Here is a 23,533-nt window from a genome sequence, read left to right on the forward strand (position 1 = left end):
ACAACCATGACGGTTGTTTTTTTATTGATCTTATTCATTCCCCTGCTGTCTCATCCAATGACATAAATCCCTGACGATTTGTGCATTATGAGCTGGCGGAAAGTAATGAGTATACTCAGGGAAGTACCAAGTGTCGTACTCTTTATCTTTATCACGTAAAGCATCTTCAAGTAAGATTGCCTGTTCAAATGAAACATTATCATCCTTCATCCCGTGTATGATCAAAATGGGAGCATCAATTTCATCCACCTTGAATAACGCCGTGCGCTCTCTGTATGCATCGGGCATACTATTCGGCGTGCCGCCAATGACCCTCTTCATCATGCGGCGCATATCTTCCCGTTCATTATATGTAAAAATAACATCCGAGACACCGGCCCATGTTACAACTGATGTAATGTCCTCTCGTAAAATCGCTGTCCAAAGTGCCATAATGCCTCCACGGGAAAATGCATACAGATGGATACGGTCCTTGTTCAACTTCGGACTTTGCTTTATGACTTCAACAGCATTGACTGCATCTTGCCGATCGTCTCCGGCAAACTCGTCACGCCCTTCCCCGCCTCTGTTTCCACGGTAATACGGAGCAAAGACGACAAAGCCTTGTGAAGCGAACTGTGCAATCCGGGCAGGTCGTACCATGCCGACATGCTGAATGCCTCCGCGCAAGTAAATAATCCCTTCATAGTTGCCTCCGCTTATCGGTTCAGCAAGCAACCCTTTCACTTTCAATCCATCCGACCAATACGTTATTTCTTCAAGATAGATATGTGGATTTGGGGATGGATATTCCCTTCTGTGCAAAATCGCCCCATTAGGAAACATATGTATCCACCCACTTTCGAATTTCAACCATCCCAGCATCTTTCATATGAAAACTTAATTCATCGCAGTTTGCCAATTGTTCGTCCGTTATCCATAATGCACCTTCTGTCTCAAACAACTGGGGGTTTTCTTCAATGCTGAATACTTTCCCTGTGAACACTGCCTTGCAAAATGTCACATTGCTCCTAACAACATATTCAGCAAACTTGACGAGATCTGTAATTGTCACACCTGTTTCTTCTATCGTTTCACGAATCGCAGCTTCAGAAATTGTTTCCCCTTCTTCCGCCTTGCCACCAGGAAATTCGATTCCACGAACGGAGTGACGTGTAACGAGCCATTTTCCTTCATGTTTCAATACAACGAGCACATGCCTCGCTTCCATTCCATAGCGATTCTCACCGAAAGTCAGCTCAACATGCGCTCCTTGTAAGTCTTTAAATGTCGTTGCTATATGACTTCACGTCCTTTCTCAATCAATTGGATGGTTGAACAGGAGCAGATGGTATCTTTGGCGTTCCCTTCGTAAAATAAGGCAACTGTTCAATGAACTTCTTCGTTTCATCATCCGTAAATTCATGTATTAACGCATATAGCTTCATCGTTCGACGATCAATTTCATGGTTATCCCGGTCAAAATGATATTGCAAATAAGGCCGTGTATGTCCTCTAAGGAAATTTGTGAATTCCAAACGCCCTATTTGTGAAAATAAATTATTGAAAACCGGAAGAAACTCCCTGCTCATCTCCACTTCGTATTCCCATGGCGAATCATGCTTATGCGGATAGATTTGTTGATTCGCAATCGAGACGTACATTCTGACTTTTTCGTTTTCCATGTGAGCACCCACTTTTTTGTCGTAGTATGGCTCATTTAAGAAAAACGATTCAATGTGTTCAGTTGGAATTGGCTTCATTTGCTACACGTTCGACAGCGCTCGCTACATTAGCATGTACGGCCGGATCTAATGGATGTGGAACAAGATCACCTGGTTTTGTACTTTCCAGAATTGCTAATGCAGCAGCAATTAGCATCGGATATGTAATATCTTTCGCATGAGCATTTAAAGCACCTCTGAAAATTCCAGGGAAACCAAGGATGTTGTTCACTTGTCTGCCGTCGGCGGCAAAAGCGGCCCCTGCTTGTAAAGCTACTTCAGGATCGATTTCTGCATTCGGATTGGACAGTGCCAAAATGATTTGTCCTTTACGGACCATATCAGGCTTGATTAATCCTTGCACGCCAGTCGTTGCGATGACGATGTCACAAGTTTGCATAATTTCTTCAACAGAATCCAAAGCAGTCCCGCCATGTTGCTTTAGTCTATCGATCGCTTCTGGATTCGGATCGACGCCACGCATTTCTTTCACGCCATATGCCATTAACATCCTGCTGATTGCGAGACCTGCAGCACCTAATCCGATTTGACCGACAATGGATTGTGACAATTCCACACCCGATTGACGGCATGCTGAAAGAACTGAAGCAAGTGTGACGACTGCTGTTCCATGTTGGTCATCATGCATGACTGGGATTTGAAGCTCCGCCTTCAATCTCTCTTCGATTTCAAAGCAGTGAGGCGAACCGATATCCTCTAGTAAAATTCCGCCAAAGCTTTGGTGGATATGCTTAACGGTTTCCACAATCGCATCGGGATCGCTCGTATCAAGCAATATTGGAATCCCGCTAATACCTGCGAATTGATCGAATAAGACCGCCTTCCCTTCCATGACTGGCATTCCTGCGACAGGACCGATATTGCCTAGCCCTAAAATTGCTGTTCCATCCGTTACAATAGCGACCGTATTTGAAATGCCTGTAAAATAATCTGCTTGCACTGGATCATTTTGTATCACTTTACAAACATTGGCGACTCCAGGCGTATAAATTCGACGAAGGTCTCCTAATGAACGGACTTCCACACGGCTCTTCATTGCAATCTTACCGCCCTCATGCGCATGCAATACATCATCCGTTACCGCATGCACTTGAATGCCTTCCCCGATTCCATTAATAGAAGAAACAATTTTCTCCAACTGCTCCTCGCTCGTACACTGAATGGAAACGTCCCTTATTGTCGATAACGTGCCGACTTTTATTGTTTGGATATCCCCAATATCGCCTTCTAAAACACCGATAGCTGTTGCCACTTTTGCAAAATTTCCCGGTTTCGATGGCGTTTCAATAATTAAATTTCTTATAAATTGGATTTGTGACATGATGTCGCCTCCTATAAGATCCTCTTACTTCTCGTACCCCATTTTACACATATTGAGTAGCCGCAACAAAAATAAAGCACGAATTTCCTAGATTGCAAGGAAATTCGCGCTCTTTACTTCAAGCCTTCACATCGACAGCCGAGCCTTTATAAGGATGAACCGCCGGTTGATCCTGCATACTTTGCAGCATATCTGTCACTGCAGTCGCATTCACCGATAAAGCCTTATTCATGACACTCAATTGAACAGTAGATTGCAAACTTCTCAATTGGCTTGCCATGATGGAGTTCATGTTCATAAACCATTCCTCCTTTACAATGCTAGTATCGGTGAAAAAATCGATTATTCAAGAATGGATGCTCATTTATTCTCTTCACCTAGGAAAGCATTTAACATCCATTGATGCTTCTCAATACTTTGGTACGTCGCATTTAATATGTCTTCTGTCATATCGTCGCCGACCTCGGCTGCATATTCCATTCCTTTTTTCAAGGATTTCATGATTTTATCAAAATCATCGGCAATTGTTTTCACCATATCCTCGGCTTGTTCATCGCCTTTCGCCTCTTTTACGACAGACTGCTCCAAATGTTCCTTTAATGTAGCAGTTGGAGTTCCACCGAGAGTCAACACCCTTTCGGCGATTTCATCCATATGTGCAGTTGCTTCGTTATAAAGCTCCTCGAATTTTGCATGTAACGTAAAAAATTGCTTCCCTTTTACATACCAATGATAATTATGCAGCTTGGCATACATGACTGACCATGTAGATACTTGCACATTCAGTTCTTCCATTAATTCTTTAGACATAAAAAAACCCCTCTTCAAATTCGTATTTATAGAGCATCTCCCTGTTAATTTACCACTGGAACAAATAAAATAAACATACATGAGAAAGTAAGGTGTTCACTATTGAAAACAATATTAATCGGTATTATTAAAACATATCAAAAAATCATTTCTCCGCTCACTCCGCCATCATGCCGTTTCTATCCTACTTGCTCGCATTATGGTGTAGAGGCACTTCAGAAACACGGTGCACTGAAAGGCTCATGGCTGACGATTCAACGTATATTAAAATGCCATCCTTTCCATGAAGGCGGTTTTGATCCGGTGCCGGAAAAGCTTGATAAGAAAAAATAAAATTATGACCGGCAATTGCCGGTTTTTTTCTTTTCAGTTGCGGAAACTATTGTTAACGTGTATTATTAGAAAGTGTTTAAATCGTAATCATTACTGTTAATATAGTGGAGGATTTATTTATGAAGAAAAAATCACTCATTCTTCTTGCACTCTTCATGACTTTGCTCATTGGTGCATGCGGGAATAAGAATGGAAAAGACAATGCTGAAACAAGCAATGAAGGGAAATTATCCGTCTATACGACTGTCTACCCCTTGCAAAATTTCACCGAGCAGATCGGCGGGGATTTAGTCGATGTGAAATCCATATATCCTGCAGGTGCGGATGAGCATTCATTTGATCCGACACAAAAAGATATGATTGCGCTATCAGATGCGGATCTGTTCTTCTATATCGGTCTCGGACTTGAAGGATTCGTGGAAAGTGCTCAAAAGACGTTAAAGAATGAACATGTAGAATTAGTGGCAACTGCAGAGTCCATATCAGAGGAACGACTTGAAGAAGGACATCATGAAGACGAGGAAGAAGGACATGAGGAACATGGCCACGGACACGGCCAATTCGATCCACATGTTTGGATTTCACCAGTTCTTAGCATCGAACTAGCCTCTTCCATTAAAGAAGCGCTCATTGCAAAAATGCCCGATGAGAAAGAAACGTTCGAAAAGAATTTCGATCTATTGGAAGACGACTTGATGGAATTGGATGAGCGGTTCAAAGAAATGGCTGCCAATGCCGAAACGAAAACTTATTTTGTCTCACATGCTGCATTCGGCTATATTGCGAATGAATATGGACTGAAACAAGTAGCAATCGCTGGATTGAATTCACAAAGCGAGCCGTCACAAAAACAGCTTGCACAAATCGTCGAGCAAGCTAAGGAAGAAAATGTTCAATATATTTTATTCGAACAGAATGTCTCATCTAAGTTAACGGAAGTCGTCAGAAAGGAAATCGGCGCGGAATCATTGATGCTCCATAATTTAGGGGTGCTAACGCAAGATGATATAAACAATGACGAAACATACTTCACGTTAATGGAACGCAACTTGCACGTTTTTGAACAAGCACTTCAAGCAAACAAATGAAAAGTAGAGAGGAGGCTGCGGCCCCTCTCTACTTTTTATGTTTTGCAGTAGCCGCCCACTCTTTCAGTTCACGGCGAAGAAGTTTATTAGATGCATTCCGTGGCAGTTCTTCTACAAAATGGAATGCTTTCGGAATCTTATATCGAGCAAGCTGTTGTACACAATACTCTTCCAAATCGGTCACCAATACATTTTCATCACCGACGATGAAAGCGACTGGCACACTGCCCCATTCAGGATGGTCCTGTCCACAAACGCCCGCCTCTTTTACGTGTGGATGTGAAATAAGGACGTTTTCGATTTCCGCGGGATAAATATTTTCTCCTCCGGAAATAATCAAGTCGGATCGTCTATCGACGATGAATAAATAGCCATCCTCATCAATATAACCAATATCCCCCGTCGGCAGCCAGCCTTCCTCTAACGGATCTCTTTCCGATGCATGGCCAATATATCCTGGCGTCACATGTGGTCCCTTTATGAGCACTTCTCCAAAATCACCTGGCTGTTCTGCATCTCTAATCTTAATACGATTGAAAAATAAAGGTTTGCCTGCGGATCCGGACTTCCGCAAAGCGTCTTCCGAGGAAAGTGTTGCGGTCTGTGAACTTGTTTCGGTCATCCCATATGTCTGTAAAACAGGCAACTGATAATTAGCGGCTCTTCGCAAGTAATCATCCGGTACCGGACCTCCGCCCGCCAACATCGTCTTAAAGGATGGATGAGCAACTGATCCTTTTTTCTCAAATTGTTCGAGAATCCTGTGCAATCCTGTTGCCACAACGGAAATTCTTGTTGCAGTTCCATTTTCTATTTCATCCACAATTGAAATTGCATCAAATTTTTCATATAGCCGTACCCCCATCCCATAAATGACAGATCGAGCAAGAATCGAGAAACCGCTAATATGGAATAACGGCATCGTGCAAAGCCAAATGTCATCATCCGCTAATCCTAGATTCAAGACGGAAGACAAAGCACTCGATGTATGATTGCCTGCTGTCTGCCGGACACCTTTCGGAAAACCTGTCGTCCCTGACGTATACATAATTGTAATTGTCCTTGACGGGTCCCATATTTCAGTAACTGTGAAACTTTCCTTTCCACTTGATTCAATTGCAGAAAATGTCAGCTTGGAGGTGTCTATCTCTTGGATACGGTCAAGAAATTCATCATCGACGATTAAAGTTGAAGCGTCACAATCATTCAATTGCCAATAAATCTCTTTGGATGATAGCCTGCTGTTCAACATGACAATTTCTAGCCCCGCTAAAAGACATCCGTGAATGACAAACACCATATCCGGCGTCGATCGGCCCAACAAAGCGATTCGATCGCCTTCATTCAAACCATTCCATCTTAATTTCTGTGCAATTTCCGAAGCCTCTTCCAATAGTTGCCGAAATGTCCATTGCTCTTCTCCAAATGAGAGGGCTATACGATCCGGCGTTATATACGCTCTTTGAAGCAACCAATTAGGAATCATACACTCACCTTCCGTCGAATAGAAAAGCTGCCTCGTAAAAAGGCAGCCTTAGATAATTTGGTATATATGACAATATTAAGGGAAACGTGGGAATTGACCGAAGTCAGGCTTACGCTTCTCTTTGAACGCATCGCGTCCCTCTTTCGCCTCATCTGTTGTGTAATAAAGCAAAGTAGCATCTCCGGCCATTTGTTGTAGACCAGCAAGTCCGTCTGTATCGGCATTCATTGCTGCTTTAATGAAACGGAGTGCAGTCGGGCTCATTGAAAGCATCTCTTCACACCATTGGACCGTTTCGTCTTCCAATTGCTCATAAGGAACAACAGTGTTTACAAGACCCATATCCAATGCTTGTTGTGCATCGTATTGGCGGCATAGATACCAAATTTCCCTTGCTTTCTTATGACCGATAATACGTGCCAAGTAACCTGAACCATATCCTGCATCAAATGAACCGACTTTCGGTCCTGTTTGACCAAATCGAGCGTTGTCTGCTGCAATCGTCAAATCGCATACAACGTGCAATACATGACCGCCACCGATTGCATAGCCTGCAACCATCGCGACGACAGGCTTCGGAATGACGCGAATCAATCTTTGCAAATCAAGGACGTTCAAACGAGGAATTTCGTCATCCCCTACATATCCTCCATGACCGCGTACCGATTGGTCGCCTCCTGAGCAGAATGCTTTCTCACCTTCACCTGTTAGTATGATAACACCGATACTTTCATCATCACGTGCACGAGAAAACGCATCGATCATCTCCATTACAGTTTTAGGACGGAATGCATTGCGTACTTCCGGACGGTTAATCGTCACTTTTGCAATGCCGTTGTACTTTTCGTATTTAATATCTTCATATGTACGGATTGTTTCCCATTGACGAGTCATTTTCTTCCTCCTCCAATTGTTATAGATCCTTCAAATACTCCATAATCATTGTAGCAAACAATCGTGGTTTTTCCACGTGAATTGCATGTCCCGCCCCTGAAACGACTGTATGTCGCCATGTAGGAGAAAGGTCGCTCATTTCCCGGGCAATCGCTACAAATTTCGCATCGAGCTCACCCGTTATAAGAAAAACAGGATTTGATATCGAATTAAGGGCTTCCCAATAGGATTTCTGACTGCCCGTTCCAACTCCTAACAGACTGTTTGCAAGCCCGATGGCATTTTGCTGCAGTCTTTCTCTCCTCACTGCCTGCTTTTTCTCTGCAGGAAGACTTTTTTGAGATTCAAAAAGGGGGATACTCTCCCATTTTTCGACAAAAGAAGCGATGCCTTCGTCAATAATCTTATTAGCCAACAATTTGTCTGCTATTTTTCGCTCCATCCTGTCATGTTCTTTCAAAAGACCTGGGGACGAGCTTTCAAGAATCAATGCTTTAACACGATTTGGATAATGGATCGTATACGCTAGTGCAATGCGACCGCCCATTGAGTAACCTACCAAATAAAAAGTATCCAATTTCAAATACTCAAAAAGCGCTTCCAAATCTTCAATCTGTTCCTCCATCGAATAGCGCCCTGGCATGTCAGGAATCGTCGTTTTCCCGTGCCCTGTCAAGTCAATGGCAATTGTCCGATATGTCCCTTCGAATTCATTTCGAACTTCTGTCCAAGTAGCAGAACTTCCTGTAAACCCATGTAGAAAAACGATGGCGGGCAAATGACGATCGCCCTCCATCTTCACATGTATTGAAAGTCCACGCACTGGAATTTGAAGATCATTCATCTCCATCCAGCCCCTTTATGATATCTGCCCAGTACGCGCGATGAGCTTTTACATTCAGCGGTCGGCTCGTAAACACTTCGATGATGCGGACATCCTTCGTCTTTTCATTTTGAAGTTCAGCTTTGAACTCTTCTACAGTACGAACAGCGGCGTATTGAGCGTCATACATCGCGCCGATATGTTCAAACGTTAATCCTGTAGGTGTTCCGAACAGCTCCTCGAAATGGTTTTCCACAGTCGATTGGGGAAGATATGAAAAAATCCCGCCACCGTCATTATTCACAATGACGATCGTCAAATTCGTCTTATGGAAACGGGAGACGATTAATCCATTGACGTCATGTAAAAAGGACAAATCACCAATGAGCAAGTAGGTCGGCCTGTTTCGTGCCGCCTCGATGCCGAATGCCGTAGAGACGACACCATCTATGCCGTTCGTTCCCCTATTGGAAAATATCGCGACATCCTTCTCTGTCTTGGAGAAAAATGTGTCGACATCACGGATCGGCATGCTGCTGCCGCTGATCAGATCACTGCCGTCAGGAAGCATATCGAATAATGTTTTCGCAATGACTCCTTCATCACCTTCTAAGCCCTCGTAACGCAGAGTCTCTGCTTCCGCAAACTGATCCGCCGAGGACCACATGTCAGCATAGGAAGTCGGTTCTTGCTGTTCTGCAACTTCATATACGGACACGGGCGAGGATTGCAGGTGATGGGTAACAACGCCAAGTGAATCCCTGAATTCCGGCGACTCATCCAAAGCGATAAACACTTCCGGCCGACATTTCTTCAAAAATAATGTCAGCGGCTTCGATACAGGCTGTGCTCCGAAACGGATCACTGTATCCGGCACTGCGTTCGCTTTAAACGTTTCACTTTTTAAAATCGCATCATAATGCGCAATACATAGTGATTTGCAGTCCGCAGGCACTTCTGAACGCAAGTTGGATAAAGGATCACATAACACAGGCCATTGCAGCCGTTTTGCAAAATCCCAGAATGCATCTTTATCGAATCCAACCGGCAATTCCCCCGCAATTATCATTCCTTTTTTCGCATTCGAAAAGAGAGCCGAAAGCGCTTGTTTTTGATTAACCGATAATTCGATCTCGCCGTGAATACTTTCGACAAAAGTCGATGCACGTGCTTTCCTATCAAAGTCAATTAGCAAAGGCTCACGAAGTGGAATGTTCAAATGGATAGGTCCCATCGGTTTTGTCAAAGCAACGGATACGGCACGATTGACATGCCTTTCCAAAAACCGATCGATCTCTTCATTATCTTCCGCCAATGGAAGATCCACACTGAATTTCACATGCTTTCCGTACATATTTAATTGATCGATCGCCTGTGGCGCGCCTACACCTCTCAATTCATGTGGACGGTCAGCCGTCAGGACAATTAATGGAATACGGGCATAGAATGCTTCAGTGATTGCAGGATGATAGTTAGATGCCGCTGTTCCCGATGTACATAAAAGTACAACCGGTCTGCCTGATGCCTTTGCTAAACCTACCGCAAAATACGCTGCTGATCTTTCGTCAACTTGCATATATGTCTGCAGCTCTGATGAAGCAAATGCATAGGCGAGAGGCGTTGAACGAGATCCTGGGCTTATGACCGCCTCTTTGACACCTGCCCGTAGCAACGTATCTGTCATTCGCAATACATGATCTGTCAAAACCCGTCGTTCATCCATTCAACTTTCCTCCAAGCGCCCGCAATACCGGTCTAAATTTTACCCAAGTTTCATCATATTCCAATTCAGGAACGGAATCTGCAACGATTCCTCCTCCAGCATACAAATATGCTTTGTCCTCGTTTATAAGTGCGGAACGAATTGCGACTGCAAATTCTCCATTGCCTGCAGCATCGGTCCAACCGATAGGAGCAGCATAAAAACCGCGATCCATGTCTTCTTCCTGCCGAATGATCTGCAATGCAACATCCGTTGGAACTCCGCCTAACGCAGGTGTCGGATGCAATGCCTCTACGAATGAGAATATATCGTTTTCCTGCCCGAGCGTTCCTTCAACAGATGTGTAGAGATGCTGAATATCTCTTATTTTCATCAGCTTGGGTGTTTTCGGAATGAGCACTTCACTGCAATATTTATTAAAAATATTAGAGATCATGCTGACGACGTGCTGATGCTCTTCGCGGTTCTTCCGATCGCCTAATAGCTCATCACCAAGTGCCTTATCTTCTTGAGCCGATTTCCCGCGCCGGATCGATCCGGCTACGCATGCCGAGTACGCTTTCCCATTCTTGATTTCGATGAGACGTTCAGGTGTTGCACCAAAAAAGAGCGATTTCCCTTTTTGAAGCCCAAAATGATAACTTTCTTGCTGTTCATTTGTAATTGCATGCAGTACTTTGACGCTATTGACATCCTGTTCAAATTCAAGCTCAAGCGCCCGAGCAATGACGACTTTGTCAGCCTTTCCTTTACGTATTGAATCAGTTGCGTTTTCCACCGCACTCAAATATTGCTCTTTCCCTCGTTCTGTTGTCGCGACGATCTTATTGTGATTCGTAAAATCGAACTCTTCCACCTGTGCATTATGGATCAGTTTATCGCGCTCTTCCCGGAGCTTTTCAAAATCCAACGCTGCTTCTTTTTGATCCGTTATCATATTGATGGAGATCATCGTTTTGCCTTCCTCGATCTTCAATTGAAAAGATGGAACGACGAAATAACCGGAAGGGAATCCATTCCACTCCGATTCCTTTCTGTTTTCCTCGTCAAATGAAAAACCTCCGAAAAGAACAGGATCAATATCCTTTTCTTCTTTTATTAAAATGGAGCAAAGCTGTTTCCATTGCTCCGATATGTCTTTAAAACGGCCATCGGTTTTACCGTTCGCCAACGTATAGGCATGTCCTATCCCGACAAGCGTCAATGTCTTGTCCGCATTTTGCCAATAAAATCGTTTGTCTTTGTACTGAGAAGCACCCGCTTCAAAAAAAGATAAGGGTGATATCCTTCCCACTTCGACAGTTTCCGTGAAGAAGCGTGTACTTGGAGATATCACCACTTTTTGCATTTCACGTACATCCGTCATCTTGTGACCCATCGTTTTCTCTCCTTCATCTTCAATCCATCGTCTTGCCAATTGAAACACTTACTATTTTTTTTGTAGAAGAATGAGTTTCTTAGTTCCATTATACCGGAATTTCCTCAATCTCGCATAGATAATGCAAACAAGGATACCTCTTTCAGACGTTTTGGAGTACAATGGATAACGGAAACACAAGGATAGGAGAGAATACATTGCAACATACTATTAAAGCTGATTCCGGATGGCGAATATGGTGGCAGCTTACTAGACCACATACTTTGACTGCGGCTTTCGCTCCGGTTTTCCTAGGGACGATGATTGCTTTAACTCACGGAAAACTTCATTTTCCTTTATTTTTAGCTATGCTCATTGCCAGCCTTTTCATTCAAATGGCTACAAATATGTTCAATGAGTATTATGACTTCAAACGTGGATTGGACAATGAAAACTCGGTTGGAATTGGCGGCACGATTGTTCGGAATGGCGTCAAACCGAAAACAGTATTGAACATTGCACTTGCATTGTACGCAGTGTCCGTTCTCATCGGAATTTATATTTGTATGGAAACGTCATGGACACTTGCCCTCGTTGGAGCCGTTTCAATGCTGATCGGTTACTTGTATACCGGTGGTCCTCTTCCGATCGCTTACACACCTTTTGGAGAGCTTGTATCCGGTGTTGTAATGGGAATGCTGCTGATATTAATCGCCTTCTATATTCAGACAGGTGAAGTGACGACTGATGCTGTGCTCATTTCCATTCCAAGTATGCTTCTCGTCGCTGCCATAATGATGTCCAACAACATCCGCGATTTAGAGGGTGATAAGGAAGGCGGCAGGAAGACATTAGCGATCCTTGTAGGAAGATCCAAAGCAATTACAATCCTCGCTTCCTTCTTTATCGTGTCGTATAGCTGGATTATCATACTCATCGTTTTCGGATATGTGACACCATGGGCATTGCTCGTTTTTCTAAGCGTTCGAAAACCGATGAAAGCTATCGCTACCTTCCGTGCTTACCAACTTCCATTGGAAGTAATGCCAGCAATGAAGAATACAGCTGTCACAAACACATTATTTGGTTTATTATTAGGGATCAGCATCCTAATCGGCCATATCCTATAAGCACAACTGTGGACTTGCCAATTTGGCGGGTCCATTTTTTTCTGTATTTGTATTCCATGTTTAGTTCATCGCTTCAAAAGGAATTGAGAAGATACAAAGCTTTCATTGCTATGAAGTGATTGGACACCGACCATACTAATACAACTAACATAAAAGGATGTGCTGAACATGTTAACAGCTGAACAGAAATCAATGCTGAAGAAAAGTCTTTTGGAAATGAAATCACAATTACAAAAAACAGAAAGTGAAACGGATATTAGAGACTCCGCAAGAGAAGAAATAGGGGAATTATCAACTTACGATAATCATCCGGGAGATATGGGCACAGAGTTATTTGAAAGACAAAAGGATCTGGCCTTACATGTCCATGCGGGCGATGAATCCGATAAAGTGGAGCATGCTTTAGCTGCTTTGACTAACGGCACATACGGATATTGTGAAGTGTGTAAAACTGAAATTCCGTACGAAAGGTTAGAAGTACTTCCTTACACGACATACTGCATAGATCATTCACCGGAACGTGATGTCCCGAACGATCGACCATCAGAAGAGGACGTATTGCTCATGGCCAACCCTAACACTTTCGCAGACAGAAGAGAAGCCGCTGATAGAGATCACAATGAAAGAGACAGTGAAGACAGCTTTCAGGAAATAGCTAAATTCGGTACATCTGAAACACCTTCTGATTTCACAGGGGATCATGATGATTATAATACCCTATATGATAATGAACTGATGGATGGTGCAACGGAAGAGATAGAAGAGTTTGTCAGTACCGATATCACTGGGGAAACAAGAGGCTTTGTACGGTCAGAGATGTCTGAAGAATATGAAGGAGAATTGGACGAGGAAGGAATGGAATCACCTCTCGGGGATATTCCCTATCATCAAAGAGACAGCTACACGGGAGATAACTAAGAAAACGAAAACTGCTGCAGATATCGACTTTCTGCAGCAGTTTTTTAAAAAAGGATTTCTCACGATAAAGAAAAAGTGTGTATACAGCATAAATACGCATAAAGTGAAATAACTACGCATAAATTCTAGGAATTACGCATAAAGCGAAATAATGACGCATAACATCGTAAAATCGCGCATAAACAACAAGATGATATATACATCTTGTTATGCGTAGTTCTACAACGTTATGCTTCTCTAACAAAGATTATGAGCCGATATTAGACTTTATGCGCCATTCCCTAAGGTTATGTGCCTTACATAACATTTATGAGCATTTAACGAGGTTTATGTGCTCTTCGCAGCAGTTATGCGTGGGTATCCCCCATTCTTCCATAATCCTGTTCAATAAACCTTGAAAGGATTTCTAACAATAGAAAAACAGGTGATGAAAAATGAATAATTTTTCATCACCTGTTTATGTGAGGACTTCGTAAGCAGTCCATCTGTATGACCCCTACGGGATTCGAACCCGTGTTACCGCCGTGAAAGGGCGGTGTCTTAACCGCTTGACCAAGGGGCCAATTCTTATGGCGGAGAAGGAGGGATTCGAACCCTCGCGCCGCTTTCGCGACCTACGCCCTTAGCAGGGGCGCCTCTTGAGCCACTTGAGTACTTCCCCGTATAAAATTGGCTCCGCAGGTAGGACTCGAACCTACGACCGATCGGTTAACAGCCGATTGCTCTACCACTGAGCTACTGCGGAATATGATGGGCCTAAGTGGACTCGAACCACCGACCTCACGCTTATCAGGCGTGCGCTCTAACCAGCTGAGCTATAGGCCCATGAAGCGGGTGAAGGGAATCGAACCCTCATCATCAGCTTGGAAGGCTGAGGTTTTACCACTAAACTACACCCGCAAGGAATGGTGGCTCAGGACGGAATCGAACCGCCGACACAAGGATTTTCAGTCCTTTGCTCTACCGACTGAGCTACTGAGCCACATTGACTTGGAAAACTGGTAATTTCTATAGAGTCACTTAGAAATATGCAATCATCAAATCATAAATACTATGTAAGGAAATAAATGGCGGTCCCGACCGGGATCGAACCGGCGATCTCCTGCGTGACAGGCAGGCATGTTAACCGCTACACCACGGGACCATTTGGTTGCGGGGGCAGGATTTGAACCTGCGACCTTCGGGTTATGAGCCCGACGAGCTACCACTGCTCCACCCCGCGATAATGTGAGTTGTAAGAATTTCAAATCCTACGCATATTGTTTTGTTTTGGGACTTAGCTGTAATTTCCTTTTAGGAAATTACACAAATCTCATTCTGCGTGATGAAATTTGCTCCACCCCGCGATAATGTGAGTTGTAGGATTTATTATTCCTACATAATTAGTTTTCCAAGGAGCCACTATTGCACTTTTGAAATAAATGGCGGAGGAAGAGGGATTCGAACCCCCGCGGGCTTTAACACCCCTGTCGGTTTTCAAGACCGATCCCTTCAGCCAGGCTTGGGTATTCCTCCGTGATAACTATTCAAATAGTGGTGGACCTTGCAGGACTCGAACCTGCGACCGGACGGTTATGAGCCGTCTGCTCTAACCAACTGAGCTAAAGGTCCTTTAGGATGGCGGCAGAGGGGATCGAACCCCCGACCTTACGGGTATGAACCGTACGCTCTAGCCAGCTGAGCTACGCCGCCAGGAAAAGTATTAGTATAATGGTGGAGCCTAGCGGGATCGAACCGCTGACCTCCTGCGTGCAAGGCAGGCGCTCTCCCAGCTGAGCTAAGGCCCCATTATAAGAAGTGGTCGGGAAGACAGGATTCGAACCTGCGACCCCTTGGTCCCAAACCAAGTGCTCTACCAAGCTGAGCTACTTCCCGTTTTTCAAGAATGAATGGCGCGCCCGGAAGAATTCGAATCCACAACCTTCTGATCCGTAGTCAGATGCTCTATCCAATTGAGCTACGGGCGCAATATATAATTAATTTATGGTGCCGAGAACCGGAATCGAACCGGTACGGTAGTCACCTACCGCAGGATTTTAAGTCCTGTGCGTCTGCCAGTTCCGCCACCCCGGCAAATCATATGGAGCGGAAGACGGGATTCGAACCCGCGACCCCGACCTTGGCAAGGTCGTATTCTACCACTGAACTACTTCCGCATTGAAGTGCGGGTGAAGGGAGTCGAACCCCCACGCCTTACGGCACTAGATCCTAAGTCTAGCGTGTCTGCCAGTTCCACCACACCCGCATATTCATATCAAGACAGAGAGTCAAGAAATGGTGAGCCATGCAGGATTCGAACCTGCGACCCTCTGATTAAAAGTCAGATGCTCTACCGACTGAGCTAATGGCTCAAAAAGTGGTGCCGGCGAAAGGACTTGAACCCTCAACCTACTGATTACAAGTCAGTTGCTCTACCAATTGAGCTACACCGGCAAAATCATAAGTTTGTAATGTATGGTGGAGGATGACGGGTTCGAACCGCCGACCCCCTGCTTGTAAGGCAGGTGCTCTCCCAGCTGAGCTAATCCTCCATATTTAAAGTGTGATAAGCTGCGCATCTCTTTGTCAGCTTCATTCACTCACTCGGTCACGTACTGAAGTACGCTCCCTCTTTCCTTCAATCGCTTTCGCGACCTGCTTGCTTCTCCCACTTTAAACCGAGAGTCGCAATAAGTTTCTCATTACTGCATCAGCTTCATTCGATCAGTTATGTATGCTTGTACAATTCTTCTCGTCGTCAACTTGCATATGTAATGAATTGAATTGGTTAGCCCGGCGACGTCCTACTCTCACAGGGGGAAGCCCCCTACTACCATCGGCGCTGAAGAGCTTAACTTCCGTGTTCGGTATGGGAACGGGTGTGACCTCTTCGCCGTCGTCACCAGACTAGATTGTCTTTCAATCGACAATATTGATTATACCAATTCTGATGATAATTACAAGTCTTTTTTTAAAAAACTTTTTCGAACGACACTTATTCGTTCAAAACCGGATAAAACCAACATTGTTGCTGAACTCAAGTTCAACCGTACTTTTTTAACTGATAAGGTTAAGTCCTCGATCGATTAGTATCCGTCAGCTGCACGTGTCGCCACGCTTCCACCCCGGACCTATCCACCTCATCTTCTTTGAGGGATCTTACTTACAAATGTAATGGGAAATCTCATCTTGAGGGGGGCTTCATGCTTAGATGCTTTCAGCATTTATCCCGTCCACACATAGCTACCCAGCGATGCCTTTGGCAAGACAACTGGTACACCAGCGGTGTGTCCATCCCGGTCCTCTCGTACTAAGGACAGCTCCTCTCAAATTTCCTGCGCCCGCGACGGATAGGGACCGAACTGTCTCACGACGTTCTGAACCCAGCTCGCGTACCGCTTTAATGGGCGAACAGCCCAACCCTTGGGACCGACTACAGCCCCAGGATGCGATGAGCCGACATCGAGGTGCCAAACCTCCCCGTCGATGTGGACTCTTGGGGGAGATAAGCCTGTTATCCCCGGGGTAGCTTTTATCCGTTGAGCGATGGCCCTTCCATGCGGAACCACCGGATCACTAAGCCCGTCTTTCGACCCTGCTCGACTTGTAGGTCTCGCAGTCAAGCTCCCTTATGCCTTTGCACTCTACGAATGATGTCCAACCATTCTGAGGGAACCTTTGGGCGCCTCCGTTACACTTTAGGAGGCGACCGCCCCAGTCAAACTGCCCACCTGACACTGTCTCCTGCCCGGATCACGGGCAAGGGTTAGAAGTCCAATACAGCCAGGGTAGTATCCCACCATTGCCTCCTCCGAAGCTGGCGCTCCGGATTCCAAGGCTCCTACCTATCCTGTACAGGCTGCACCGGAATTCAATATCAGGCTACAGTAAAGCTCCACGGGGTCTTTCCGTCCTGTCGCGGGTAATGCGCATCTTCACGCATATTATAATTTCACCGAGTCTCTCGTTGAGACAGTGCCCAGATCGTTACGCCTTTCGTGCGGGTCGGAACTTACCCGACAAGGAATTTCGCTACCTTAGGACCGTTATAGTTACGGCCGCCGTTTACTGGGGCTTCAATTCGAAGCTTCGCTTGCGCTGACCTCTCCTCTTAACCTTCCAGCACCGGGCAGGCGTCAGCCCCTATACGTCACCTTACGGTTTTGCAGAGACCTGTGTTTTTGCTAAACAGTCGCCTGGGCCTATTCACTGCGGCTCTCTCGGGCTTTAACACCCTACCAGAGCACCCCTTCTCCCGAAGTTACGGGGTCATTTTGCCGAGTTCCTTAACGAGAGTTCTCTCGATCACCTTAGGATTCTCTCCTCGCCTACCTGTGTCGGTTTGCGGTACGGGCACCTCCCGCCTCGCTAGAGGCTTTTCTTGGCAGTGTGAAATCAGGGACTCCAGGGATAATTCCCCTTGCCATCACAGCTCAATGTTATAGGAACGGGATTTTCCTCGTTCCACACCTCACTGCTTAGACGCGCATGACCAACAGCGCGCTCACCCTATCCTTCTGCGTCCCCCCATTGCTGATAACGGCGGGGAGGTGGTACAGGAATATCAACCTGTTATCCATCGTCTACGCCTTTCGGCCTCGACTTAGGTCCCGACTAACCCTGAGCGGACGAGCCTTCCTCAGGAAACCTTAGGCATTCGGTGGAAGGGATTCTCACCCTTCTTTCGCTACTCATACCGGCATTCTCACTTCCAAGCGCTCCACCAGTCCTTACGATCTGGCTTCGACGCCCTTGGAACGCTCTCCTACCACTGACACCAAAGGTGTCAATCCGCAGTTTCGGTGATCCGTTTAGCCCCGGTACATTTTCGGCGCAGCGCCACTCGACCAGTGAGCTATTACGCACTCTTTAAATGGTGGCTGCTTCTAAGCCAACATCCTGGTTGTCTGGGCAGCGCCACATCCTTTTCCACTCAACGGATACTTGGGGACCTTAACTGGCGGTCTGGGCTGTTTCCCTCTCGACTACGGATCTTATCACCCGCAGTCTGACTCCCAAACATAAATCATCGGCATTCGGAGTTTGTCTGAATTCGGTAACCCGGGATGGGCCCCTAGTCCAAACAGTGCTCTACCTCCGAGATTCTTTCGTTTGAGGCTAGCCCTAAAGCTATTTCGGAGAGAACCAGCTATCTCCAGGTTCGATTGGAATTTCACCGCTACCCACACCTCATCCCCGCACTTTTCAACGTACGTGGGTTCGGGCCTCCAGTAAGTGTTACCTTACCTTCACCCTGGACATGGGTAGATCACCTGGTTTCGGGTCTACGACCCCATACTCATTCGCCCTATTCAGACTCGCTTTCGCTGCGGCTCCGCATTCGCTGCTTAACCTTGCATGGAATCGTAACTCGCCGGTTCATTCTACAAAAGGCACGCCATCACCCATTAACGGGCTCTGACAACTTGTAGGCACACGGTTTCAGGTTCTCTTTCACTCCCCTTCCGGGGTGCTTTTCACCTTTCCCTCACGGTACTGGTTCACTATCGGTCACTAGGGAGTATTTAGCCTTGGGAGATGGTCCTCCCGGATTCCGACGGAATTTCACGTGTTCCGCCGTACTCAGGATCCACTCTGGAGAGGACGAACTTTCGACTACGGGGCTTTTACCCGCTATGGCGGACCTTTCCAGGCCGCTTCGTCTAATCCGTCCCTTTGTAACTCCGTATAGAGTGTCCTACAACCCCAGGAAGCAAGCTTCCTGGTTTGGGCTCTTCCCGTTTCGCTCGCCGCTACTAAGGGAATCGATGTTTCTTTCTCTTCCTCCGGGTACTTAGATGTTTCAGTTCTCCGGGTGTGCCTCGTTCACGCTATGTATTCACGTGAACGTACTGCCCCATTACGGGCAGTGGGTTTCCCCATTCGGAAATCTTCGGATCACAGCTTACTTACAGCTCCCCGAAGCATATCGGTGTTAGTGCCGTCCTTCATAGGCTCCTAGTGCCAAGGCATCCGCCGTGCGCCCTTTCTAACTTAACCTTTATACGGATTTCGATAAGCTTCGCATTACTTTGTCAGCTCCTTCACTCCGGTCCTCACGTGCGTAAGCACGCTCCGGTCCTCGTTCGGTCGCTTCCTCGTCCTGCTCGCTTCTCGCAATCCTCGGGTGAGTAGTGGTACTTAGCGATAAGCACACAATCTACTCGTTAAAAAAGTATTGTTCAATCACAAAAGTGATCGACTCGGTTGATTACTTGATGTTTTGTTGCTTCAATGTCGTTTTATCCAGTTTTCAAAGAACAAGGTTTTGAAAGGTCATCAGAAGATGAACCTTCAAAACTGAACGCAAAACGTCAACGTATGAACCGGAGGTTCATATTCCGTAATTATCCTTAGAAAGGAGGTGATCCAGCCGCACCTTCCGATACGGCTACCTTGTTACGACTTCACCCCAATCATCTGTCCCACCTTCGGCGGCTGGCTCCCGTAAGGGTTACCCCACCGACTTCGGGTGTTACAAACTCTCGTGGTGTGACGGGCGGTGTGTACAAGACCCGGGAACGTATTCACCGTGGCATGCTGATCCACGATTACTAGCGATTCCGGCTTCATGCAGGCGAGTTGCAGCCTGCAATCCGAACTGGGAACGGTTTTATGGGATTGGCTCCCCCTCGCGGGTTCGCAGCCCTTTGTACCGTCCATTGTAGCACGTGTGTAGCCCAGGTCATAAGGGGCATGATGATTTGACGTCATCCCCACCTTCCTCCGGTTTGTCACCGGCAGTCACCTTAGAGTGCCCAACTGAATGCTGGCAACTAAGATCAAGGGTTGCGCTCGTTGCGGGACTTAACCCAACATCTCACGACACGAGCTGACGACAACCATGCACCACCTGTCACCGCTGTCCCCGAAGGGAAAGGCGTATCTCTACACCGGTCAGCGGGATGTCAAGACCTGGTAAGGTTCTTCGCGTTGCTTCGAATTAAACCACATGCTCCACCGCTTGTGCGGGTCCCCGTCAATTCCTTTGAGTTTCAGCCTTGCGGCCGTACTCCCCAGGCGGAGTGCTTAATGCGTTAGCTGCAGCACTAAGGGGCGGAAACCCCCTAACACTTAGCACTCATCGTTTACGGCGTGGACTACCAGGGTATCTAATCCTGTTTGCTCCCCACGCTTTCGCGCCTCAGCGTCAGTTACAGACCAGAAAGCCGCCTTCGCCACTGGTGTTCCTCCACATCTCTACGCATTTCACCGCTACACGTGGAATTCCGCTTTCCTCTTCTGTACTCAAGTCCTCCAGTTTCCAATGACCCTCCACGGTTGAGCCGTGGGCTTTCACATCAGACTTAAAGGACCGCCTGCGCGCGCTTTACGCCCAATAATTCCGGACAACGCTTGCCACCTACGTATTACCGCGGCTGCTGGCACGTAGTTAGCCGTGGCTTTCTGACGAGGTACCGTCAAGGTACGGGCAGTTACTCCCGTACTTGTTCTTCCCTCGCAACAGAGCTTTACGATCCGAAAACCTTCTTCGCTCACGCGGCGTTGCTCCATCAGACTTTCGTCCATTGTGGAAGATTCCCTACTGCTGCCTCCCGTAGGAGTCTGGGCCGTGTCTCAGTCCCAGTGTGGCCGATCACCCTCTCAGGTCGGCTACGCATCGTCGCCTTGGTAGGCCGTTACCCCACCAACTAGCTAATGCGCCGCGGGCCCATCCTGCAGTGACAGCCGAAACCGTCTTTCAGAGTTCTTCCATGCGGAAGAACCGATTATTCGGTATTAGCCCCGGTTTCCCGGAGTTATCCCCATCTGCAGGGCAGGTTGCCCACGTGTTACTCACCCGTCCGCCGCTAATATCAGGGAGCAAGCTCCCTTCAATCCGCTCGACTTGCATGTATTAGGCACGCCGCCAGCGTTCGTCCTGAGCCAGGATCAAACTCTCCATAATAGAGAAATTCGAGTAGCTCGAGTTTCTTGCCGGCATCATTTAAGATGTCAATTTTGAATCCGGAGATTCGTTTTGTCTCTTCACCGACGGGGTCGGCTATGAGACTTTATTTGTTGACGTTTTGCTGTTCAGTTTTCAAGGTTCATTGTCGTTCGCTTTTTGCGGCGACTTCTTAATCATAACACTTTGTCGCTACCGAGTCAACAACTTTTTTGAATTTCTTTTTTGTTTTCGTCGTAGTTGTTGTTGCCTCTTAAGGACAAGTAATAATATACATTATAACCGAATAAGAAATCAAGCCTTTTTTAAAAATAATTTCTCGCGAAGCTTTTTTATATCGACAATGAACAAGAGAATCCCCGCAATGACAACGATTCCGCCAGTTATTTGCGCTGCAGAAAGTTTCTCGTGAAGGATATAGAATGCGAGTACAGACGCACCTACAGGCTCAAAAAGTATCGCGATAGAAATAACATTTGTGCTGACCCACTTAACCGCCCAATTAAATAGCGAGTGTCCAAGCAAGTTAGGAATTAACGCAAGCAGGAAGAACCAGAACCAATTTGAAGTTGAATACGGACCGAACGACTCCCCTTTTATAAGGACATAAAAAAAGAGTGTAACTGTACTGATTGAGTATAGAAGAAACGTATAAGTAATTAGAGACAATCGTTTGCGTACTTCTTGTCCGAAAAGCAAGTATGCGGTAATTAACGCACATGCAGCCAAAGCAAGCATATCTCCGAAAAAGGCGGTTCCGCTCAATTGGAAGTCACCCCAACTGATAATGACGCTACCTGCAATCGCGATGACGGCCGATAAAATTGTTTTAAAGGACAGCTTTTCTTTAAAAAAGAAATACGTACCGACAAATGCAAAAATCGGCTGCAATGTTACGAGAACAGTTGAGCTTGCAACAGAAGTGTAGTTCAACGACTCAAACCATAGAATAAAGTGAAAGGCTAGAAAAACTCCTGCGATCGCTGAAAAGATCCAGTCTTTCTTCGTTAATAAAAATACTTCCTTTCTATATTTCACTAGAAATAATGGAAGCATGAGAATAACAGTAAACAACATACGATAAAAAGCAATGACGCCGGCATCCGCTGTAGCTAATTTTACAAAAATAGCAGAAAGCGCCACTGAAATGACGCCTACGATTATTGGTATGTACGGATGAAATGAAGGTTTTTCCATGATACACACTTCTCTTTCAATAGGAATACAGGTTAGTTTATAACCGTTTTAGGCTAAAGACAATACAAAGAGTATAGCACATCTTCCATAGGTAGATGATAGTGGGGGGAAAAGTCAATGGAGTGGGTTATCAATAATTCGATGTATCCAGAAGTTTTGATTAAAATCGCAATTGCTTTAGGTTTAAGTTTAATTATCGGAGTAGAGAGGGAAATTAAGAAGAAGCCAATCGGTTTGAAGACGAGTGCAGTCATCTCCACCTTCAGTTGCCTGTTGACTATCGTTTCAATAGAAGCTGCATATCTTGTTCCTGCAAGGAATGATATTAATGTAACAATGGATCCCCTACGTTTGGCAGCGCAAATTGTAAGCGGAATCGGCTTCCTTGGCGCAGGAGCAATTTTAAGAAGAGATAACGATAATATTACTGGTTTGACAACGGCGGCAATGATTTGGGGAGCGGCAAGCATTGGAATCGCTGTCGGCGCCGGATTTTATATTGAAGCCGCGTTCGCTGTATTAAGCATCCTTTTTGTCATCGAGGTAATAGCACCGATCCTTGGCAAGTTCGGTCCGAAAAGAATCCGTTCAAAGGAAGCTGCCTGCATAGTCGTCATATCGGATAAAAGTAAAATTGATGATTTGATCGAGATATTGAATTCCGAAAATATGAAAGTGGAGAATCTAAGAATCCGCCAATTGCACTTTGATGATAAACCTTCAGTGCATGAAGTCGATTTTCGCCTTGACGCGCTGCCTAAAAAAGGAACTACACAATTGTACACAGAACTGACCGAACTACCTTATATTGAATCAGTTGAAATTGAAATCTTTCCTTAAT

At 45.7% G+C, this 23,533-nt stretch carries 17 protein-coding genes, 20 tRNA genes and 3 rRNA genes; 5 read left to right on the top strand and 35 right to left on the bottom strand.

What is annotated here, in order from left to right:
* Positions 1-30 precede the first annotated feature (30 nt).
* From AC0L13_RS12900 to AC0L13_RS12925, 6 genes are all read right to left on the bottom strand, one after another.
* Positions 31-825, bottom strand: a complete 795-nt coding sequence (locus tag AC0L13_RS12900) for an alpha/beta hydrolase family protein (RefSeq protein WP_473640210.1) — start codon at positions 823-825, stop codon at positions 31-33.
* The gene (locus tag AC0L13_RS12905) at positions 815-1,210 is read right to left on the bottom strand and encodes an NUDIX hydrolase (RefSeq protein WP_473640212.1); all 396 of its coding nucleotides are present in this window, start codon (positions 1,208-1,210) and stop codon (positions 815-817) included. Before AC0L13_RS12905 ends, AC0L13_RS12900 begins: the two co-directional genes overlap by 11 nt.
* Positions 1,211-1,301: 91 nt before the next feature.
* Positions 1,302-1,664, bottom strand: coding sequence for a transposase (locus AC0L13_RS12910; RefSeq protein ID WP_473640214.1), 363 nt, complete (start codon positions 1,662-1,664; stop codon positions 1,302-1,304).
* Between the two features lie 58 nt (positions 1,665-1,722).
* On the bottom strand, positions 1,723-3,045 hold the full coding sequence (locus tag AC0L13_RS12915; protein WP_473640216.1) for an NAD-dependent malic enzyme: 1,323 nt from the start codon (positions 3,043-3,045) through the stop codon (positions 1,723-1,725).
* 118 nt (positions 3,046-3,163) lie between these two features.
* Complete coding sequence (locus AC0L13_RS12920) at positions 3,164-3,343, bottom strand: putative motility protein (protein WP_440501011.1); 180 nt, start codon at positions 3,341-3,343, stop codon at positions 3,164-3,166.
* Between the two features lie 62 nt (positions 3,344-3,405).
* The gene (locus AC0L13_RS12925; RefSeq protein WP_473640219.1) at positions 3,406-3,855 is read right to left on the bottom strand and encodes a Dps family protein; all 450 of its coding nucleotides are present in this window, start codon (positions 3,853-3,855) and stop codon (positions 3,406-3,408) included.
* Between the two features lie 102 nt (positions 3,856-3,957).
* Here AC0L13_RS12925 and yidD point away from each other — a divergent pair, with 102 nt between their 5' ends.
* Both yidD and AC0L13_RS12935 read left to right on the top strand, forming a co-directional pair.
* On the top strand, positions 3,958-4,188 hold the full coding sequence (gene yidD, locus AC0L13_RS12930) for a membrane protein insertion efficiency factor YidD (protein ID WP_473640222.1): 231 nt from the start codon (positions 3,958-3,960) through the stop codon (positions 4,186-4,188).
* Positions 4,189-4,307: 119 nt separating this feature from the next.
* Entirely contained in the window at positions 4,308-5,276 is a 969-nt protein-coding gene (locus AC0L13_RS12935) for a metal ABC transporter solute-binding protein, Zn/Mn family (RefSeq protein ID WP_473640224.1), read from the top strand.
* A 28-nt stretch (positions 5,277-5,304) separates the two neighbouring features.
* Here the strand turns inward: AC0L13_RS12935 and AC0L13_RS12940 are convergent, their stop codons facing one another.
* The 5 genes from AC0L13_RS12940 to AC0L13_RS12960 all read right to left on the bottom strand — a co-directional run bounded on the left by AC0L13_RS12940 (position 5,305) and on the right by AC0L13_RS12960 (position 11,580).
* Positions 5,305-6,762, bottom strand: a complete 1,458-nt coding sequence (locus AC0L13_RS12940) for an o-succinylbenzoate--CoA ligase (protein WP_473640227.1) — start codon at positions 6,760-6,762, stop codon at positions 5,305-5,307.
* Between the two features lie 75 nt (positions 6,763-6,837).
* A complete protein-coding gene (menB, locus tag AC0L13_RS12945; RefSeq protein WP_440501003.1) occupies positions 6,838-7,656 on the bottom strand; it encodes a 1,4-dihydroxy-2-naphthoyl-CoA synthase in 819 nt (272 codons plus the stop codon).
* Between the two features lie 19 nt (positions 7,657-7,675).
* Positions 7,676-8,500 carry a 2-succinyl-6-hydroxy-2,4-cyclohexadiene-1-carboxylate synthase gene (gene menH, locus AC0L13_RS12950; protein WP_473640230.1) on the bottom strand — a complete coding sequence of 275 codons (825 nt, stop codon included), beginning with the start codon at positions 8,498-8,500 and terminating at the stop codon, positions 7,676-7,678.
* Positions 8,493-10,202, bottom strand: a complete 1,710-nt coding sequence (menD, locus tag AC0L13_RS12955; RefSeq protein ID WP_473640232.1) for a 2-succinyl-5-enolpyruvyl-6-hydroxy-3-cyclohexene-1-carboxylic-acid synthase — start codon at positions 10,200-10,202, stop codon at positions 8,493-8,495. The genes menH and menD overlap by 8 nt, the downstream gene beginning before the upstream one ends.
* Positions 10,195-11,580 carry an isochorismate synthase gene (locus tag AC0L13_RS12960; protein ID WP_473647004.1) on the bottom strand — a complete coding sequence of 462 codons (1,386 nt, stop codon included), beginning with the start codon at positions 11,578-11,580 and terminating at the stop codon, positions 10,195-10,197. Before AC0L13_RS12960 ends, menD begins: the two co-directional genes overlap by 8 nt.
* A gap of 197 nt (positions 11,581-11,777) precedes the next feature.
* Here AC0L13_RS12960 and AC0L13_RS12965 point away from each other — a divergent pair, with 197 nt between their 5' ends.
* Positions 11,778-12,689, top strand: coding sequence for a 1,4-dihydroxy-2-naphthoate polyprenyltransferase (locus AC0L13_RS12965; RefSeq protein WP_473640235.1), 912 nt, complete (start codon positions 11,778-11,780; stop codon positions 12,687-12,689).
* A 168-nt stretch (positions 12,690-12,857) separates the two neighbouring features.
* Positions 12,858-13,607, top strand: coding sequence for a TraR/DksA C4-type zinc finger protein (locus tag AC0L13_RS12970; protein ID WP_473640238.1), 750 nt, complete (start codon positions 12,858-12,860; stop codon positions 13,605-13,607).
* 490 nt (positions 13,608-14,097) lie between these two features.
* Here the strand turns inward: AC0L13_RS12970 and AC0L13_RS12975 are convergent.
* The 24 genes from AC0L13_RS12975 to AC0L13_RS13090 form a co-directional block, all read right to left on the bottom strand.
* Positions 14,098-14,169: transfer RNA gene (locus AC0L13_RS12975), tRNA-Glu, on the bottom strand.
* Positions 14,170-14,177: 8 nt separating this feature from the next.
* Positions 14,178-14,268: transfer RNA gene (locus AC0L13_RS12980), tRNA-Ser, on the bottom strand.
* A gap of 9 nt (positions 14,269-14,277) precedes the next feature.
* Positions 14,278-14,352: transfer RNA gene (locus AC0L13_RS12985), tRNA-Asn, on the bottom strand.
* Positions 14,353-14,358: 6 nt separating this feature from the next.
* Positions 14,359-14,432: transfer RNA gene (locus tag AC0L13_RS12990), tRNA-Ile, on the bottom strand.
* 4 nt (positions 14,433-14,436) lie between these two features.
* Positions 14,437-14,507, bottom strand: a tRNA-Gly gene (locus AC0L13_RS12995).
* A 6-nt stretch (positions 14,508-14,513) separates the two neighbouring features.
* Positions 14,514-14,589, bottom strand: a tRNA-Phe gene (locus AC0L13_RS13000).
* An 86-nt stretch (positions 14,590-14,675) separates the two neighbouring features.
* Positions 14,676-14,751: transfer RNA gene (locus AC0L13_RS13005), tRNA-Asp, on the bottom strand.
* Positions 14,752-14,754: 3 nt separating this feature from the next.
* Positions 14,755-14,829: transfer RNA gene (locus AC0L13_RS13010), tRNA-Met, on the bottom strand.
* A 200-nt stretch (positions 14,830-15,029) separates the two neighbouring features.
* Positions 15,030-15,122: transfer RNA gene (locus tag AC0L13_RS13015), tRNA-Ser, on the bottom strand.
* A gap of 19 nt (positions 15,123-15,141) precedes the next feature.
* A tRNA-Ile gene (locus tag AC0L13_RS13020) sits at positions 15,142-15,218 on the bottom strand.
* Positions 15,219-15,225: 7 nt separating this feature from the next.
* A tRNA-Met gene (locus tag AC0L13_RS13025) sits at positions 15,226-15,299 on the bottom strand.
* Between the two features lie 19 nt (positions 15,300-15,318).
* A tRNA-Ala gene (locus AC0L13_RS13030) sits at positions 15,319-15,394 on the bottom strand.
* An 11-nt stretch (positions 15,395-15,405) separates the two neighbouring features.
* A tRNA-Pro gene (locus tag AC0L13_RS13035) sits at positions 15,406-15,482 on the bottom strand.
* A 15-nt stretch (positions 15,483-15,497) separates the two neighbouring features.
* Positions 15,498-15,574, bottom strand: a tRNA-Arg gene (locus AC0L13_RS13040).
* 17 nt (positions 15,575-15,591) lie between these two features.
* Positions 15,592-15,680 (bottom strand) — tRNA-Leu (locus AC0L13_RS13045).
* 8 nt (positions 15,681-15,688) lie between these two features.
* Positions 15,689-15,763: transfer RNA gene (locus AC0L13_RS13050), tRNA-Gly, on the bottom strand.
* A 7-nt stretch (positions 15,764-15,770) separates the two neighbouring features.
* Positions 15,771-15,852, bottom strand: a tRNA-Leu gene (locus tag AC0L13_RS13055).
* Positions 15,853-15,882: 30 nt separating this feature from the next.
* Positions 15,883-15,958: transfer RNA gene (locus tag AC0L13_RS13060), tRNA-Lys, on the bottom strand.
* A 6-nt stretch (positions 15,959-15,964) separates the two neighbouring features.
* A tRNA-Thr gene (locus AC0L13_RS13065) sits at positions 15,965-16,040 on the bottom strand.
* A gap of 22 nt (positions 16,041-16,062) precedes the next feature.
* Positions 16,063-16,138, bottom strand: a tRNA-Val gene (locus tag AC0L13_RS13070).
* Between the two features lie 239 nt (positions 16,139-16,377).
* Positions 16,378-16,493: ribosomal RNA gene (gene rrf, locus AC0L13_RS13075) — 5S ribosomal RNA — on the bottom strand.
* 159 nt (positions 16,494-16,652) lie between these two features.
* Positions 16,653-19,586 (bottom strand): 23S ribosomal RNA (locus AC0L13_RS13080).
* A gap of 357 nt (positions 19,587-19,943) precedes the next feature.
* Positions 19,944-21,495, bottom strand: a 16S ribosomal RNA gene (locus AC0L13_RS13085).
* Together the 16S, 23S and 5S rRNA genes with 20 tRNA genes alongside form the textbook arrangement of a ribosomal RNA operon.
* A gap of 294 nt (positions 21,496-21,789) precedes the next feature.
* Complete coding sequence (locus AC0L13_RS13090) at positions 21,790-22,692, bottom strand: DMT family transporter (RefSeq protein WP_473640240.1); 903 nt, start codon at positions 22,690-22,692, stop codon at positions 21,790-21,792.
* A gap of 117 nt (positions 22,693-22,809) precedes the next feature.
* On the opposite strand from AC0L13_RS13090, the gene AC0L13_RS13095 reads away from it, so the two are divergent.
* On the top strand, positions 22,810-23,532 hold the full coding sequence (locus AC0L13_RS13095) for an MgtC/SapB family protein (RefSeq protein ID WP_473640242.1): 723 nt from the start codon (positions 22,810-22,812) through the stop codon (positions 23,530-23,532).
* The last annotated feature ends 1 nt before the right edge of the window (position 23,533 follow it).

Source organism: Sporosarcina sp. QA0331, assembly GCF_055808055.1.